Origin of the sequence: Vibrio mexicanus, from assembly GCF_001012815.1 — a bacterium.
Taxonomy (GTDB): domain Bacteria; phylum Pseudomonadota; class Gammaproteobacteria; order Enterobacterales; family Vibrionaceae; genus Vibrio; species Vibrio mexicanus.
Map to the genome: position 1 here is coordinate 1 of NZ_JYJP01000039.1, position 14,906 is coordinate 14,906.

Consider the following 14,906-nt stretch of genomic DNA (forward strand, 5'->3'; position numbering starts at 1 on the left):
ACAATACGGACGCGGGGTGGAGCAGCTTGGTAGCTCGTCGGGCTCATAACCCGAAGGTCGTCGGTTCAAATCCGGCCCCCGCAACCAATTCTCTTATGAGAACATGCGACACTAGTTCAGTTTATTGAGCGCTTCCTTAGCAAGGTTTAGGTCGCTCCAACTTCTTTCAAGTATCTACGCTTGAATACCGCTCTTTATAATGCTGAGAAGCATAAACCCCACATAAGAATATAGAACCTACCAAACGGTACTCTATACCTCTGACCCAAGCTTAATTAACTGAAGCTCGAAGCCCTTTAAAGATATGGCTTTCGGGTGTTTTTCTATATCTAATTAACAGACTTATCCACATATTCTTGTCTGTGGATAACTTGGTGGGTAACAAGGATTAACGCCAGTTTTTGAGCTGCGTCTAGAAAGATCATTTAATTACGAACTGAAGAGCTTAATTTACGAATTGCTTATAAGTTATTGTATTTTATGGTTTTAGTTGTTATTTCCTTGCGTGTTAATCTGACAAGGGAAGATCATTAAGTGATTGTTTTTTGATCCTAATCATTTATTGCCATTGTGGCTAACTTTCCAAATATTCCTTAAATCAAGCGAACTTTTGTTTTTTTTCCACATACGCAGTTTTTTAGAGCCAAATCAAATTATTGATGCAACTAGTGGTTATGAGTGCTTATGCATCTCTTGGAAGTCCTTTCTCAATAATTCGAATGAGTCTTTGCTGCTGCGTTCCTAAAGCTGGTGTGACCTTTTCTAGTTGTTGCTTTTGCTGGTCCAGGGCCCATTCGATATGAACATCCAGAATCGAGCTTAAGTGTAGACGTTTTTCTAAGGCATCAATGATTTTTGTTGAGTAAGGAGCGTTCCCCATGGCGATTGCAAGATTACGCAACCACTGTAAATGACCGATACGGCGAATAGCTGACCCTTGCATGGACTCAAGAAATTCTGTCTCTGTCCAGTTAAATAAGGTAACGAGATCTGCGGGTTCTAACGCCTCTCTGCGATGAAAATCTTCTTGTTCAGTCACTGAGGCGAATCGGTTCCACGGGCAGACTAGTTGGCAGTCGTCACAGCCATAAATGCGATTGCCCATTGGTTTACGAAATTCTTCTGGGATAACACCATCAAACTCAATCGTTAAATAGGAAATGCATCGTCTAGCATCAACGATAGTGTCTTCAACAATGGCTTGAGTTGGGCAGGAAGTAATGCACGCTCGACATTTACCGCATTCATCCTGTGAGGGCTCATCGACAGGAAGAGGAATATTAACCAGTAGCTCTCCTAAGAAGAACCAAGAGCCTGCCTCTTTATCGAGGATGAGAGAGTGTTTACCTGTCCAGCCTAATCCGGCTTTTTGCGCCAATGGGCGTTCCAGAATAGGGCTGAGTCGACAAAAGGTCGAAAGCCAATACTCTCTCCAACTTCCGCTTCTATCTTCTGCCCAAGCTTCTTGAGTTGGTTTCGTACAAGTTTGTGATAGTCGCGCCCTAGCGAGTAGCGACTGATATACGCTTGTGTGGGGTCACTTAGGTTCGATGCAAACTGTGCATCTGGAGGTAAGTAGTTAAGACGAGCACTGATGACTCTAATTGTACCAGGATGAAGTTCGTCAGGGCGGGCTCTCATCATGCCATGTCTTGCCATCCAATCCATTTCACCGTGATAGCCATTATCGAGCCAAGTTTGAAGTGTGGCTTCGTGCTCAGAAAGATCAACATCGGTAATGCCGACTTTTTGGAAGCCAAGCTCTTTTGCCCACTGCTTGATGTTGTTTGCAAGATCTTGGTAGTCCATGGCACGGTACTCGAAATAAGGGGCGGGATCTTACAAGATCTTAGATCAGGGATCTAGCCTCAGAAACTGCAAATGATCTAACGAATTTGCAATATTTTCGGTTTACTTACATATGAGAGCTTGTCTCTCAATTCCAACCCAGTTTACTATTCCTCTTCATATGATTTTTATATAGTCATCTATTCAAACCATAGAGAATGTTATTCATGAGCACGAAACAATTTTCCCTAACTGACGAACAAGCAACAATCCAACTGGGAAATGCTTTAGCGACTCTTTGCTCGCAACAAACTACGATCTATCTTCATGGCGATCTTGGTGCGGGCAAAACAACCTTTAGTCGTGGCTTTATTCGTGCATTAGGGCATCAAGGAAATGTCAAAAGTCCTACTTACACTTTGGTAGAACCGTACCAGCTTGCAGATTGGCAGGTATACCATTTTGATCTGTACCGGTTGGCCGATCCTGAAGAGCTAGAGTTCATGGGCATTCGTGATTATTTTACACCGGATGCGATCTGTTTGGTTGAATGGCCCGAGAAAGGCGAAGGTCTACTGCCAAAAGCAGATATGGACCTTGAACTGCGATATGTTGGCGAACAGCGAGAAGCGTTGCTTACGGCCAATAATGAGTATGGACGTGCGTTATTGAGTCAATTGGAGCTATCTTGATCGCCAAGCTAAAGAAGGTGTGGTTTGTTGTCTGCACCTTAATTCTATCTCTCTTTTCAAATGCGGTATTGGCTAACTCACTTGAAGGGTTTCGAGTGTGGCCTTCACCGGATGAAACACGTGTGGTTATCGACCTTAAATCTGAGGTCGAGTACAGCTATTTCACTCTAACGAGCCCGAATCGTTTGGTGGTGGACTTAAAGAAGACCACTTTGAATACCAAACTTCCCGTTGTGGTTAAGGATAGCCCTGTTCTGTCGCGTGTTCGAAAAAGCTCTCCACCAGAAAAGTCAACGTATCGTCTGGTTTTCGAACTCAAGAAGCAGGTTAAACCTGAGCTATTTAAGTTGGCGCCTACTCCCGGAGGCAATACGGCCATCGCTTAGTCGTGGACTTCCCTCATGGCGTATCAAAAGCTGAGCCACTAAGCCGAAAGCGCCGACGGTAAGTAAAGACATCTCTCAAGTGAAAGCGCCTTCTGAAATCGTCATTGTGATTGACCCTGGCCACGGTGGTGAGGACCCTGGTTCGATTGGGCCATCAGGAAAATATGAGAAAAGCGCGGTTTTAAGTATTTCGAGAAAGATTGCCGCGCAGCTTGATGCAGTGCCTGGTATTAAAACGAGATTGACTCGTAATGGTGACTACTTTGTTAACTTGAACCGCCGTGTTGCCATTGCCAGTGAAAATGATGCTCACCTACTGATCTCTATCCATGCGGATGCTTTTACCACTCCGCAGCCAAAGGGTGGTTCAGTGTTCGTATTGAATACTAGACGCGCGAATACGGAGATTGCTCGTTGGATCGAGAATAAAGAAAAGCAATCAGAGTTACTGGGTGGTGGTGCAGCTCTCGCCAGTAATTTTGACGACAAAAACGTTAACCAAACATTACTGGATCTGCAGTTCAGCCATTCTCAAAAAGAAGGCTATAAACTGGCGACTGAAATTTTATCTGAAATGGGCAAAGTGACGAAGCTGCACAACTCTAAGCCGATTAATACCAGTTTGGCGGTACTACGTTCGCCGCGTGTACCTTCGGTTTTGGTAGAAACAGGTTTTATCTCTAACCCGAAAGAAGAAAAGTTACTTTTCCAACGTTCTCACCAAGACAAGCTTGCGAGAGCGATAACAAAAGCGGTAGTGAGTTACTTAAAAGATAACCCACCAGAAGGCACATCATTCAGTGCTCAAGCGAAGGCTCAAACGTACAAAGTGAAGCGTGGTGATTCGTTGTCAGCGATTGCTAAGAAGTTCGGTACAACCACCAATGTGTTGATGAAAACGAATAACTTGAAGAGCACCAGTTTAGCGATTGGACAAATTCTGAAGATCCCAAGTTCAAGCCAAGCAGTGTCGGTTACGTCATCAAGCCCGAATACAGTGGAAACTAAGACTATTACTCATACCGTTAAATCGGGTGATTTCCTTGGCAAAATCGCCAATCAGTATAAGGTCTCAGTGGCTTCGATAAAACGTGAAAACAAGCTTAAGAGTGATACCTTAAGAGTCGGACAAAAACTGAAAATTACGGTGAGCTTGAAAGATCTTCCGGTAAGAAAGCACAAAGTGAAGCGCGGTGAGTTTCTAGGTAAGATCGCCAGTCAATATGGCGTCACCGTAAGTAGCATTCGCCAAGCGAACAAGCTGCGATCCGATGAACTGGCCATTGGCCAAGTGTTGATAATTCCGAATAAGTAGCAAATCATGACCATTAAAATCTTACCAGCTCGTCTTGCCAACCAAATCGCGGCTGGTGAGGTGGTCGAAAGGCCCGCTTCCGTCGTGAAAGAGCTGGTTGAAAACAGTTTGGATTCTGGCGCTACTAAAATCGATGTTGAGATTGAAAAGGGCGGCGCCAAACTTATTCGAGTGCGCGACAACGGCAAAGGCATCGTAAAAGATGAACTTGGCCTTGCGCTGAGTCGCCATGCAACATCGAAAATACATACGCTCGATGATTTAGAAGCCATTATTAGCTTAGGCTTTCGTGGAGAAGCGCTAGCGAGTATCAGTTCTGTCTCCCGCTTAACCATCACCTCGAGAACCGCGACTCAGTCAGAAGCTTGGTCTGCATACAGTGAAGGCCGAGACATGCAGGTCAAACTGCAACCTGCTGCCCACCCAATTGGCACGACGGTTGAAGTACTGGATTTGTTTTTCAACACTCCTGCGCGCCGCAAATTCCTTCGAACTGAGAAAACTGAATTCACTCATATCGACGAGCTGCTAAAACGCATTGCCCTGAGTCGCTTTGATGTGACTTTAAACTTGCGCCACAATGGAAAAGTGATTCGCCAATACCGAGCGGCGAAGAATGACATTCAAGCCGAGAAGCGTATTGCTGCGGTATGTGGCAATCCATTTGTGCGTAACATGCTCAAGATTGAGCTTGAGCATCAAGGCCTTAAATTACATGGTTGGATTACCACACCTGAAGGGGCAAGGCAGCAAAGTGATTTACAGTACTGTTATGTGAATGGACGTATGATGAGAGACAAACTCATCAACCACGCTATTCGTCAAAGCTACGAAACGAGTTTGCGCCCTGATCAGTTCGCGACTTATGTACTGTTTATCGAACTCGACCCGCATCAAGTGGATGTTAATGTTCACCCTGCAAAGCATGAAGTGCGTTTTCACCAAGCCCGTTTGGTGCATGACTTTATCTACCAAGCGCTTAGCGATGCCCTGTCTCAAACTCGTCACTTAGAGGCGCAGCCCGTCAATGAGTCTGCTTTCTATCGCGAGACTGAACACGAAAATAGTGAACGTGAAAGTAGTGAAAATCAGAGTGATTTGACGCCAAGCCAAATGTCGGTTCAGGTACTGCCGCCTCAAACTACATCATCGGCAGTAGAGTCTGAAAGCGTTGTTCCGGAGCGAGTATTTCAAGCTATCGAGAACACGCCTGATTATCCGGGTAGGGCAGGGTTTGAATCTCAGCGTGAGTCACACCATATTGCCGACTCAGCGCCAAGCCAGCGCTCAGACTGGGTAAACCAGGCGCCAGCTGCGAAATCACCGTCTGGAAATGGTCGAACACAAGCTAAAGACGCGATACGCAAAGACTCTCCGTCTAAACAAGAGCTCGCAGCCTATCAAGAGCTGATGAAAACACCGGATTTCGAGACGGAAACGACAGCCTCAAAGCCTCTAAATACTGAATCCGTAGTCACTTCGCCTTCAAAGCCGGTTGTGATTACTCAACTCGGTAAGGCGATTTCTGTCGTGGACTCACGTTATCTAGTGATGGGGAGCAAGGAAGGTGTTGCTTTGGTTTCTTTAGAGCGAGCGCAATGGTATCGAGTGCGTGGGCAATTGTCTTGTTCGACGGAGCCTTTGAAGGCTCAGCCATTGTTAGTCCCACTCTCAATGAAGATCTCGGCTGATCTCGTGGATCTGTCGGCGCAATATCAAACAAGTTTTGAAAGGTTGGGCATTCAACTCAAAGCGCGAGGATCGAATAATCTCATGGTGATGGGCGTGCCTGCACCATTAAGGCAACAAAACATACAACAGATCGTGTCAGATCTGCTATCTTACCTCGCTTCATCTCAAGCTAACGAGCAACTTAGCGTCGAACAGATGTCCGATTGGTTAGCGGATCATGTGACTGAAGCAAAACCTGACTACACTTTATCTGAAGCAATTCAAATTATTGCGGAACTAGAAATGCTTTGGCAGGGTCAACTACCTTTAGATGACCGACGATTTGTCACTTCCGTCGATTTTTCATCCACGATTAACCAGTTGCTCGTGAATTAAAACCGTTTGCTAACTTAAAAAAGAACTATGAATAAAGAACTACCTTTGGCCATTTTTTTAATGGGGCCAACCGCATCAGGCAAAACCGAGTTAGCGATTCGTTTACGACAGAAGTACCCGATCGAAATTATCAGTGTCGATTCGGCATTGATCTATAAAGGCATGGATATTGGAACGGCGAAACCCGATGAACGAGAGCAAAGCTTGGCTCCGCATCGTCTTATCGACATTCGTGATCCTGCCGAGTCATATTCTGCAGCCGACTTTCGTCGCGACGCACTTGAGCAGATGAACGCCATTGTCGCAGAAGGGAAAATCCCACTGCTGGTGGGTGGAACTATGCTGTATTACAAAGCGTTACTGGAAGGTTTGTCACCACTTCCAGCTGCAAACCCTGAAATACGTAAGCAAATTGAACAAGAGGCATTGACGCTAGGTTGGCAAGTGCTGCACGATCAATTAGCTGAAATCGATCCTGTTTCAGCAGCAAGAATTCATCCAAATGATCCGCAAAGATTATCAAGGGCATTGGAAGTTTATCGGATTTCAGGTAAAACTCTTACTGAGCTAACTCAAACTAAAGGGGAAACCCTGCCGTTTCGAGTAGAGCAGTTTGCTATAGCTCCCAAGGAAAGGGCAGAGCTCCACCGCCGAATTGAACTGAGATTCGAAAAGATGGTAGAAGCCGGTTTTGAAGATGAAATGCGAGCTTTATATGCTCGTGAAGATCTTCATCCTGATCTTCCTTCTATTCGTTGTGTCGGTTATCGGCAAATGTGGGACTACTTGGATGGGAACAGCACACTGGATGAAGCGATTTTCCGTGGAATCTGTGCAACCCGCCAATTGGCCAAGCGACAAATTACCTGGTTGCGCAGCTGGGATAATTTAACTTGGTTGGATAGCGAAAACATTGATGAGGCGTTAGAAACTGTTTCAAATGCAATAGCATCTGAATAGTTTAGCTGTGTATAATGTGATCGCTTTTGCGTGAATACACCCTGTTGAGGATCGAGTACTTGAATTTTGATGGACTTGCCATCATAACAGTATTCGAAAGGGTGATTATGATTCGTTTAGCTCAGATGCAAACGCAACGAACTGCAGTGAACCACTAGCTAAATAATTACAACAAAATTTAAAATAAGGAAAATAAAATGGCTAAGGGGCAATCTTTACAAGACCCGTTTTTAAACGCTCTACGTCGTGAACGTATCCCAGTATCTATCTACCTTGTGAACGGTATTAAACTACAAGGTCAGATCGAATCTTTTGATCAGTTCGTGATCCTTCTGAAAAACACCGTTAACCAAATGGTTTACAAGCACGCGATTTCAACTGTGGTACCAGCACGTGCTGTAAGTCATCACAGTGGCGAGCGTCCTTCGTCAGATCGTCAAGATAAATCAGAAGATTAATTATCAATATTAATAGTTTAAGGAGTTGATTGCTTGTTTGACCGTTATGAAGCCGGTGAGCGAGCCGTACTTGTTCATATCAACTTCACGCAAGAGGGTGAGTGGGAAGATCTAAGCGAATGTGAAATGCTTGTTTCTTCTGCTGGTGTGTCGACGCTACAAGTCATTACAGGTAGCCGTCAATCACCACACCCTAAATACTATGTCGGAGAAGGTAAAGCTCAAGAAATCGCCCAAGCTGTTCAGCTTGTTAGCGCGGATATTGTTATCTTTAACCATGCTCTGTCTCCTGCCCAAGAACGCAACCTTGAAGCACTGTGTAAGTGCCGTGTCCTAGACCGTACCGGTCTGATTTTGGATATTTTTGCTCAACGTGCTCGAACACACGAAGGTAAACTGCAAGTTGAACTTGCACAACTTCGTCATATTTCGACTCGTTTGATTCGTGGTTGGACTCACCTTGAAAGGCAGAAGGGTGGTATCGGTTTACGAGGCCCTGGTGAGACACAGCTAGAAACCGACCGTCGATTATTGCGTGATCGTATTAAGACAATTTTGCGTCGTTTAGAGAAAGTCGCAAAGCAGCGTGAGCAAGGTCGCCGTGCAAGAAATCGGGCTGAGATCCCAACAATCTCACTAGTTGGATATACCAACGCAGGTAAATCGACACTATTTAATCGAATAACCGAAGCGGGCGTTTATGCGGCTGATCAGCTATTCGCAACATTGGATCCTACGTTAAGAAAGATTGAATTGGCTGAAGTTGGCCCTTCGATCCTAGCGGACACTGTAGGTTTCATTCGTCATCTTCCACACGATCTGGTCGCTGCGTTCAAAGCAACATTACAAGAAACGCAAGAAGCTGACATTTTGTTACATGTTGTTGATGCGAGTGATGACCGTTTTCGTGAGAATATTCACGCAGTTCATGAAGTCTTAGAGGAGATCGATGCACACGAGATCCCGACGTTAGTCGTCATGAACAAAATCGATAATCTAGATGGGCAGTCGCCACGTATTGATCGTGACGAAGACGGTAATCCTACCACTGTCTGGGTATCGGCAATGCAAGGTTTGGGTATTGAACTGTTGTTTGAAGCGCTCACAGAGCGACTTGCAAGTCAGATGGTTCAGTATCAGTTGCGAATTCCACCACAGCATCAAGGCCGAATTCGCAGTACATTCTTCCAAATGAAGTGCATTCAAAGCGAAGAATATGACCAAGAAGGTAACTTGTTGATAGATGTAAGATTGCAACAAGTAGATTGGTCTAGACTTGAAAAAAGAGAAGAGGCAGTTTTACGTGACTTTATAGTTACTTAAAGGACTGCTACAGTATAACGTCATATCTAATCATGGAGCTTTCTAATGGCGTGGAATGAGCCTGGTAATAATAACGGCAATAACGGCCGCGATAATGACCCTTGGGGCAACAACAATAATCGCGGCGGTCGTGATCAAGGACCGCCAGACTTAGACGAAGTGTTTAGTAAACTGAGTCAAAAGCTGGGTGGAAAGTTTGGTAAGAAAGGTGGTGGTTCATCATCGAATGGTGGAGGCGGTGTCATTGGTTTTGGCATTATCGCTGTTCTTGCCATTGCGGTGTGGGTCTTCTCCGGATTCTATACAATTGGTGAAGCTGAGCGCGGTGTTGTTCTGCGTCTTGGTAAATACGATCGCGTGGTCGATCCAGGTCTGAACTGGCGCCCTCGTTTTATCGATGAAGTCACTGCCGTTAACGTACAAGCGATTCGCTCACTGCGTTCATCGGGTTTGATGCTTACCAAAGACGAGAACGTTGTGACGGTAGCGATGGATGTACAGTACCGAATCGCTGATCCGTACAAATACCTCTATGTGGTAACCAATGCTGATGACAGCTTGAGTCAAGCGACAGACTCTGCACTGCGTGCAGTAATCGGTGACTCACTGATGGACAGCATCCTAACAAGTGGTCGTCAACAGATTCGTCAAAGTACTCAAGAGACTCTGAACGACATTGTTGATGCTTACGATATGGGCATCGTGATTGTAGACGTGAACTTCCAGTCTGCACGTCCACCAGAGCAAGTTAAAGATGCGTTTGATGATGCAATCGCGGCTCGTGAGGATGAAGAGCGTTTCGAGCGTGAAGCAGAAGCTTACCGAAACGACATCTTACCAAAAGCAACGGGTCGTGCTGAGCGTCTTAAGAAAGAAGCACAAGGTTACTCTGAGCGCGTAGTAAACGAAGCTTTAGGTCAAGTGGCGCAGTTTGAAAAGCTACTTCCAGAGTACTTAGCGGCACCAGAAGTGACGCGTAACCGTCTGTACCTAGATACGATGGAACAAGTGTACTCAAGCACATCGAAAGTACTGATTGATTCAGAGTCGAGCGGTAACCTGCTTTACCTACCAATTGATAAGTTGGCAGGTCAAGAAGGTCAAACGCAAACTAAGCGTCAATCGAAGTCTTCAGCGTCTTACGACAATATTGAGTTAGAAACTCAATCAACGACTTCTGGCTCAAGCTCAACTCGTTCTAACGATTCGCGTCAAGGGAGATACTAGTAATGCGTAAGTTAATGATCCCTGTACTGGTTGTTGCGTTAGCACTGCTTCTTATGTCTGTCTTCGTTGTGGAAGAAGGCGAGCGTGGCATGGTTATTCGTTTTGGCCGTGTACTTGATGACAATGGTGTATCTCGTATCTACGAACCGGGCCTACATTTCAAAATGCCACTGTTTGATCGCGTGAAAACTTTAGATGCGCGTATCCAAACAATGGAAGGTCGTACCGATCGTTTTGTAACGTCTGAGAAAAAAGACGTTCTGATCGATACCTACGTGAAGTGGCGTATCTCTGACTTTGGTCGTTTCTACCTAACAACGGGTGGTGGTAACAACCTAACGGCAGAAGCCCTGCTTGAGCGTAAGGTAATGGACGTTCTTCGTTCTGAAATTGGTTCACGTGAAATCAAGCAGATCGTATCGGGCCCTCGTAATGAGGATGTACTACCAGATTCTGCTGAGATCGATGAAGAAGTGGCAACTGAAGCTGCGCTTCAAGCGCTTGAGATTGATGGTGAGCGTGACAAGATCATGGAAAATGTTCTTTCAGGCACAACTGAAAGCGCAATGGCCGATTTGGGTGTAGAAATTGTTGATTTCCGTATGAAGAAAATCAACCTTCCTGACGAAATCAGTGAGTCAATCTATCGCCGTATGCGTGCAGAGCGTGAATCGGTTGCTCGTCGTCACCGTTCTCAAGGTCGTGAGAAAGCTGAAGTTATCCGTGCTCAAGCTGAGCTAGAGGTGGCTAAGGTTCTTGCTGAAGCTGACAGAACGGCTCGTGTAACACGCGGTGAAGCGGATGCAGAATCTGCGAAGATCTACTCAGATGCATACAGCAAAGATCCAGAGTTCTTTGGATTTATTCGCTCACTGAAAGCGTATGAGAAATCATTTAGCGAGAAGAGTGATATCCTAGTACTGGATCCGAAGAGTGACTTCTTCCAGTACATGAATAACGCGAACGGTGCAGCTGCTAAGTAAGCGATATTTAGATACTTGATGTTAGATAATAATAAGGCTCCTTGTTAGGAGCCTTTTCTTTTTGTGTCGACAAACTAGGGGAAAATAAACATGTCGAATTCGATTTGGTTAGCGTTTGGGTTAGTGCTGGTGATAGAAGGCTTAGGGCCACTAATAGCACCAAATGGTTGGCGAGCAATGATCGCTGAGCTTAGCCGCCAACCAGACAATCAATTACGACGTATTGGCGGCTGCTTAGTAGTGAGCGGGTTGGTGATCATTTACTTTTTTATCTAACCTAGCGATTTAGTAATGCGGAGGTGGAGTCTCTTCTGAAGGATCGGCCATATTAGGCGTATCCATATTTTTCACCTTACCCACTACATATTTCATCTGATCTTGCATCTTAGTAATGAGCAGCTGTTGCTGCTCAACGCCGCATTTAAGTCTTCGATCGTTTGTTCTTGGAAGGCCATTTGGCATTCCAAATCGTTGATACGGTTTTCAAGTGCTTGAGTATTTTTTTCAGTCATAGTGGTTACTTCTATTCACTCAATGTCCAAGCTTGGGCAATTCCCGCGGAAGTCGCTGAGATTACACGCTGCTGGTTATCAAAAGCAGCATCATACACGACTGCTCGCGGAGGGCGAGTCTCTTTTAAAGGTTCGGCTTCAAATCCATCAATTCGCTTACCCGTGCTTGTATCCCAAACCATGACTCGGCTGGATGGGGTACCGGTGACAAGCTTTGACCCATCATCAGAAAATCGTGCCGCGGAAAAGATGAGCTGTCGCGAAAAGCTGCTCAACCTCGCTTTCGCTTCACCACTAGGTAATTCCCAGACTGTTGCTTGATTGCCGCCATCAGAGGTAAAAGCAAGCTCACCATCGCGATGCAAAGCCACGCGATTGACCCTTTGTTCATGTTCGAACTCTTGAATGATTTGGCCTGTTTCTGTGCTCCAAAGATAAGCAAAGTAGTCGTTACCCCCAGTAAGGGCAAAGCGTCCATTGGGTGACAAAGCCACGGAATTGACTTTTTCATTGTGCGCGAGGAACTCTAATCGGCGTCCGGTGACTAAGTCTACGTATATGGCCTTTCCATTGGTTAAGCCAAGTAAGACTTGTTGCCCATTACTTGAGATGTCGATATCGCGAATGAGACCATCTGAGATTGACCATAAGCCCTCGGCCTGAGTCCAGGACAAATCCCAGACGGCAAAATTCATTTGGGTTGCAGTGACTGCGTATCGACCGTTATCTGAGATCCGGATCCGAGAAACAGTGCTCGCTTGGGGATCTTGTTCGCCGAGTTCTGCTAGCTTGTTGTTCTCTTTGAGGTCCCACAGTACGAGTTGATGCTCTCTAGAGTAGACAAGTGCGAAGCGCCCATCTCTCGACAGAGCAAAACTGGTGGAACCGTTAGGTTCTAGTTCCCAGCGTTCATCATGCTTACTGGAGAAAAAGCACCCATTTAACGCAGTGATGACAAAAGAGAATACAAATAACTTAACAATGAATCGCATTCGGTTTACTCGACTCTCAAGTTTTGAGGAAAATTCCTAAACATATAGCTATATTGGTACAAGTTGGTTGTACGTACCATAACTAATGGCATAATTGTGGACAACAACTGAAGTTACCCTACATATTGGAGAATTCAATGAAATCAATGTTTAAAGTGTCACTGCTTGCAGCAACAGTAATGTTAGCGGTTGGCTGTCAAAAAGAAGAAGAGCCAAAAGCGGAAGTAGCACCAGCAGCTGAGCAAGTTCAAGCTGAAACAGGTAAAGCGGTACACTTTAAAACGGATGATGACAAGGCGGCTTACGCGATCGGTGTTTCATTTGCAAACTACCTAAGCACAAGCATCGAAAAGCCAAGCGAAATTGGTATCGATCTGAATAAAGACCTTGTCCTTAAAGGTATTGAAGATGTCTTCAAAGGCAGCGCAGAGTTAAACGAAGAAGAAACACGTCTAGCGCTTGAAGGCCTAGATCAGCGTGTTCAACAGAAGATGCAAGAGCAATACGCTGCGAAAGCAGAAGAAGCTAAGAAAGCTGGTGAAGAGTTCCGTGCAGAGTTCGAAGCGCAAGAAGGCGTAATGAAAACGGATACTGGCCTTCTATACCAAGTATTGACTGAAGGCGAAGGTGAGAAACCAAGTGCTGAAGATGTAGTACAAGTGCACTACAAAGGTACGTTGATCGATGGCACTCAATTCGATAGCTCATACGATCGTGGCGAACCAGCAACTTTCCCTCTAAACCGCGTTATTGCAGGTTGGACAGAAGGTGTTCAGCTTATGGGTGAAGGCTCGAAGTTCAAGTTTGTTATCCCATCAGAGCTAGCATACGGTGAGCAAGATACGCCAACTATCCCTGCAAACTCGACGTTAGTATTTGAAGTTGAACTACTAAAAATCGAGAAGCCAGTAGAGTAATCGTTGATTAAAAGCTGAATTAAGCTCGTAATTTTAGAGGCCTGACACTGTCAGGTCTCTTTTATTTTGCGGCTGTAAACTTGTTTTAAATCACTAGATAGTGACTTTGCGTGAGGTTCGATTCAAAATTTCTGATAAACTTACATCAATTTGTTGATTTTTTCTTCGCAAGGTTAGGAACACGTGACAACTACTGAAACTATAAATGCAGATATGTTGCTCGAAATGGAATCAGTTAATGTGATGCCATTCAGCGACCACGACAAAATTATTCTTCAATCCTATGAAGCGGTGGTGGACGGTATCGCCAGCTTGATTGGCCCGTTCTGTGAAATTGTTCTTCACTCACTGGAAGACCTAAACACCTCAGCAATCAAAATTGCCAATGGTGAAAATACAGGTCGTCAGGTCGGTTCACCGATAACCGACTTAGCTCTTAAGATGCTTAAAGACATTGAAGGCTCAGAACGTAATTTCTCTCGCTCATACTTCACTCGTGCAAAGGGTGGGGTGCTGATGAAGTCGATCACAGTCGCCATTCGTAACGGTGATAACCGTGTGATTGGCTTACTTTGTATCAACGTGAATCTTGATGCGCCATTCTCACAAGTATTGCAATCTTTCATGCCTACCCAAGAAGCGAAAGAAGCGGCTTCATCGGTTAACTTCGCGAGCGATGTAGAAGAGCTGGTGGACCAAACGGTTGAGCGCACGATTGAAGAGATCAACGCAGACAAGTCAGTATCGAACAATACGAAGAACCGTCAAATTGTGATGGAGCTGTACGACAAAGGCATCTTTGACATCAAAGATGCGATTAACCGAGTCGCTGACCGCCTTAATATCTCAAAGCACACTGTTTACCTATACATCCGTCAACGTAAAACCGAGGACGAGTAAGCGTGAGTGGACTGACCTACTCATTAGTCGTTAATGGTGGCGTCTATGGCAGCCAATCGGCTTTCAGTGCTTATCAGTTTGCCAACGCAGTCATTGAGCAAGGGCACACGCTAGTCAGCGTGTTCTTTTATCAAGATGGTGTCACCAATGGCACAGCATTGAGTGTCCCGGCTAATGATGAATTCGATCTGACTGCAGCTTGGCAATCATTAGCAAAGCAGCACGATGTTCGACTGGAAACGTGTGTGGCAGCTGCTTTACGTCGCGGAATAGTCGGCGCTGGGGAAGCTAAGCAACATGACTTAGAGCAGTACAACTTAGCAGATAACTTTGAACAGGCTGGTTTGGGAAGCTTGGCAGAAGCGATGTTAATTCAAGATCGAGTG

The 14,906-nt window shown here is 45.3% G+C and carries 12 protein-coding genes, 1 tRNA gene and 3 pseudogenes; 13 read left to right on the forward strand and 3 right to left on the reverse strand.

The genetic code is table 11. The annotated features are described in order from the left end of the window. Positions 1–10 precede the first annotated feature (10 nt). A tRNA-Met gene (locus UA76_RS06585) sits at positions 11–87 on the forward strand. A 595-nt stretch (positions 88–682) separates the two neighbouring features. Here UA76_RS06585 and queG read toward each other — a convergent pair. Beyond that, positions 683–1,809, reverse strand: a pseudogene (queG, locus tag UA76_RS06590) (tRNA epoxyqueuosine(34) reductase QueG). A 206-nt stretch (positions 1,810–2,015) separates the two neighbouring features. On the opposite strand from queG, the gene tsaE reads away from it, so the two are divergent. The 9 genes and pseudogenes from tsaE (at position 2,016) to UA76_RS06635 (ending at position 11,475) form a co-directional block, all read left to right on the forward strand. Further along, entirely contained in the window at positions 2,016–2,480 is a 465-nt protein-coding gene (gene tsaE, locus UA76_RS06595; RefSeq protein WP_047044193.1) for a tRNA (adenosine(37)-N6)-threonylcarbamoyltransferase complex ATPase subunit type 1 TsaE, read from the forward strand. Continuing rightward, positions 2,474–4,181, forward strand: a pseudogene (locus UA76_RS06600) (LysM peptidoglycan-binding domain-containing protein). The gene tsaE and the pseudogene UA76_RS06600 overlap by 7 nt, the downstream one beginning before the upstream one ends. 6 nt (positions 4,182–4,187) lie before the next feature. Beyond that, entirely contained in the window at positions 4,188–6,248 is a 2,061-nt protein-coding gene (gene mutL / locus UA76_RS06605; RefSeq protein WP_047044195.1) for a DNA mismatch repair endonuclease MutL, read from the forward strand. Between the two features lie 27 nt (positions 6,249–6,275). After that, positions 6,276–7,208, forward strand: coding sequence for a tRNA (adenosine(37)-N6)-dimethylallyltransferase MiaA (gene miaA / locus UA76_RS06610; RefSeq protein WP_047044197.1), 933 nt, complete (start codon positions 6,276–6,278; stop codon positions 7,206–7,208). A gap of 197 nt (positions 7,209–7,405) precedes the next feature. Then, complete coding sequence (gene hfq, locus UA76_RS06615) at positions 7,406–7,666, forward strand: RNA chaperone Hfq (protein ID WP_047044199.1); 261 nt, start codon at positions 7,406–7,408, stop codon at positions 7,664–7,666. A 33-nt stretch (positions 7,667–7,699) separates the two neighbouring features. After that, positions 7,700–8,989, forward strand: coding sequence for a ribosome rescue GTPase HflX (gene hflX, locus UA76_RS06620; protein ID WP_047044201.1), 1,290 nt, complete (start codon positions 7,700–7,702; stop codon positions 8,987–8,989). Positions 8,990–9,034: 45 nt separating this feature from the next. Continuing rightward, positions 9,035–10,216 (forward strand): FtsH protease activity modulator HflK, encoded by a 1,182-nt coding sequence (gene hflK / locus UA76_RS06625; protein WP_047044202.1) that lies wholly within the window; start codon positions 9,035–9,037, stop codon positions 10,214–10,216. Positions 10,217–10,218: 2 nt separating this feature from the next. Further along, on the forward strand, positions 10,219–11,199 hold the full coding sequence (gene hflC / locus UA76_RS06630; RefSeq protein WP_047044204.1) for a protease modulator HflC: 981 nt from the start codon (positions 10,219–10,221) through the stop codon (positions 11,197–11,199). Positions 11,200–11,289: 90 nt separating this feature from the next. After that, positions 11,290–11,475, forward strand: coding sequence for a DUF2065 domain-containing protein (locus UA76_RS06635; RefSeq protein ID WP_047044206.1), 186 nt, complete (start codon positions 11,290–11,292; stop codon positions 11,473–11,475). A 9-nt stretch (positions 11,476–11,484) separates the two neighbouring features. On the opposite strand, the pseudogene UA76_RS06640 reads toward UA76_RS06635, so the two are convergent. Together UA76_RS06640 and UA76_RS06645 are read right to left on the reverse strand one after the other, a co-directional pair. Next, positions 11,485–11,711 (reverse strand): annotated as a pseudogene (locus UA76_RS06640) (SlyX family protein). 11 nt (positions 11,712–11,722) lie between these two features. Next, positions 11,723–12,703 (reverse strand): WD40 repeat domain-containing protein, encoded by a 981-nt coding sequence (locus UA76_RS06645; protein ID WP_047044207.1) that lies wholly within the window; start codon positions 12,701–12,703, stop codon positions 11,723–11,725. Between the two features lie 137 nt (positions 12,704–12,840). On the opposite strand from UA76_RS06645, the gene fkpA reads away from it, so the two are divergent. The 3 genes from fkpA to tusD all read left to right on the forward strand — a co-directional run. Next, positions 12,841–13,620 (forward strand): FKBP-type peptidyl-prolyl cis-trans isomerase, encoded by a 780-nt coding sequence (gene fkpA, locus UA76_RS06650; RefSeq protein WP_047044209.1) that lies wholly within the window; start codon positions 12,841–12,843, stop codon positions 13,618–13,620. A 183-nt stretch (positions 13,621–13,803) separates the two neighbouring features. Continuing rightward, positions 13,804–14,520, forward strand: coding sequence for a helix-turn-helix transcriptional regulator (locus UA76_RS06655; protein WP_047044211.1), 717 nt, complete (start codon positions 13,804–13,806; stop codon positions 14,518–14,520). Positions 14,521–14,522: 2 nt separating this feature from the next. After that, positions 14,523–14,906, forward strand: a 384-nt coding sequence (gene tusD, locus UA76_RS06660; RefSeq protein WP_047044213.1) for a sulfurtransferase complex subunit TusD, incomplete at its 3' end; no start/stop codon positions are given.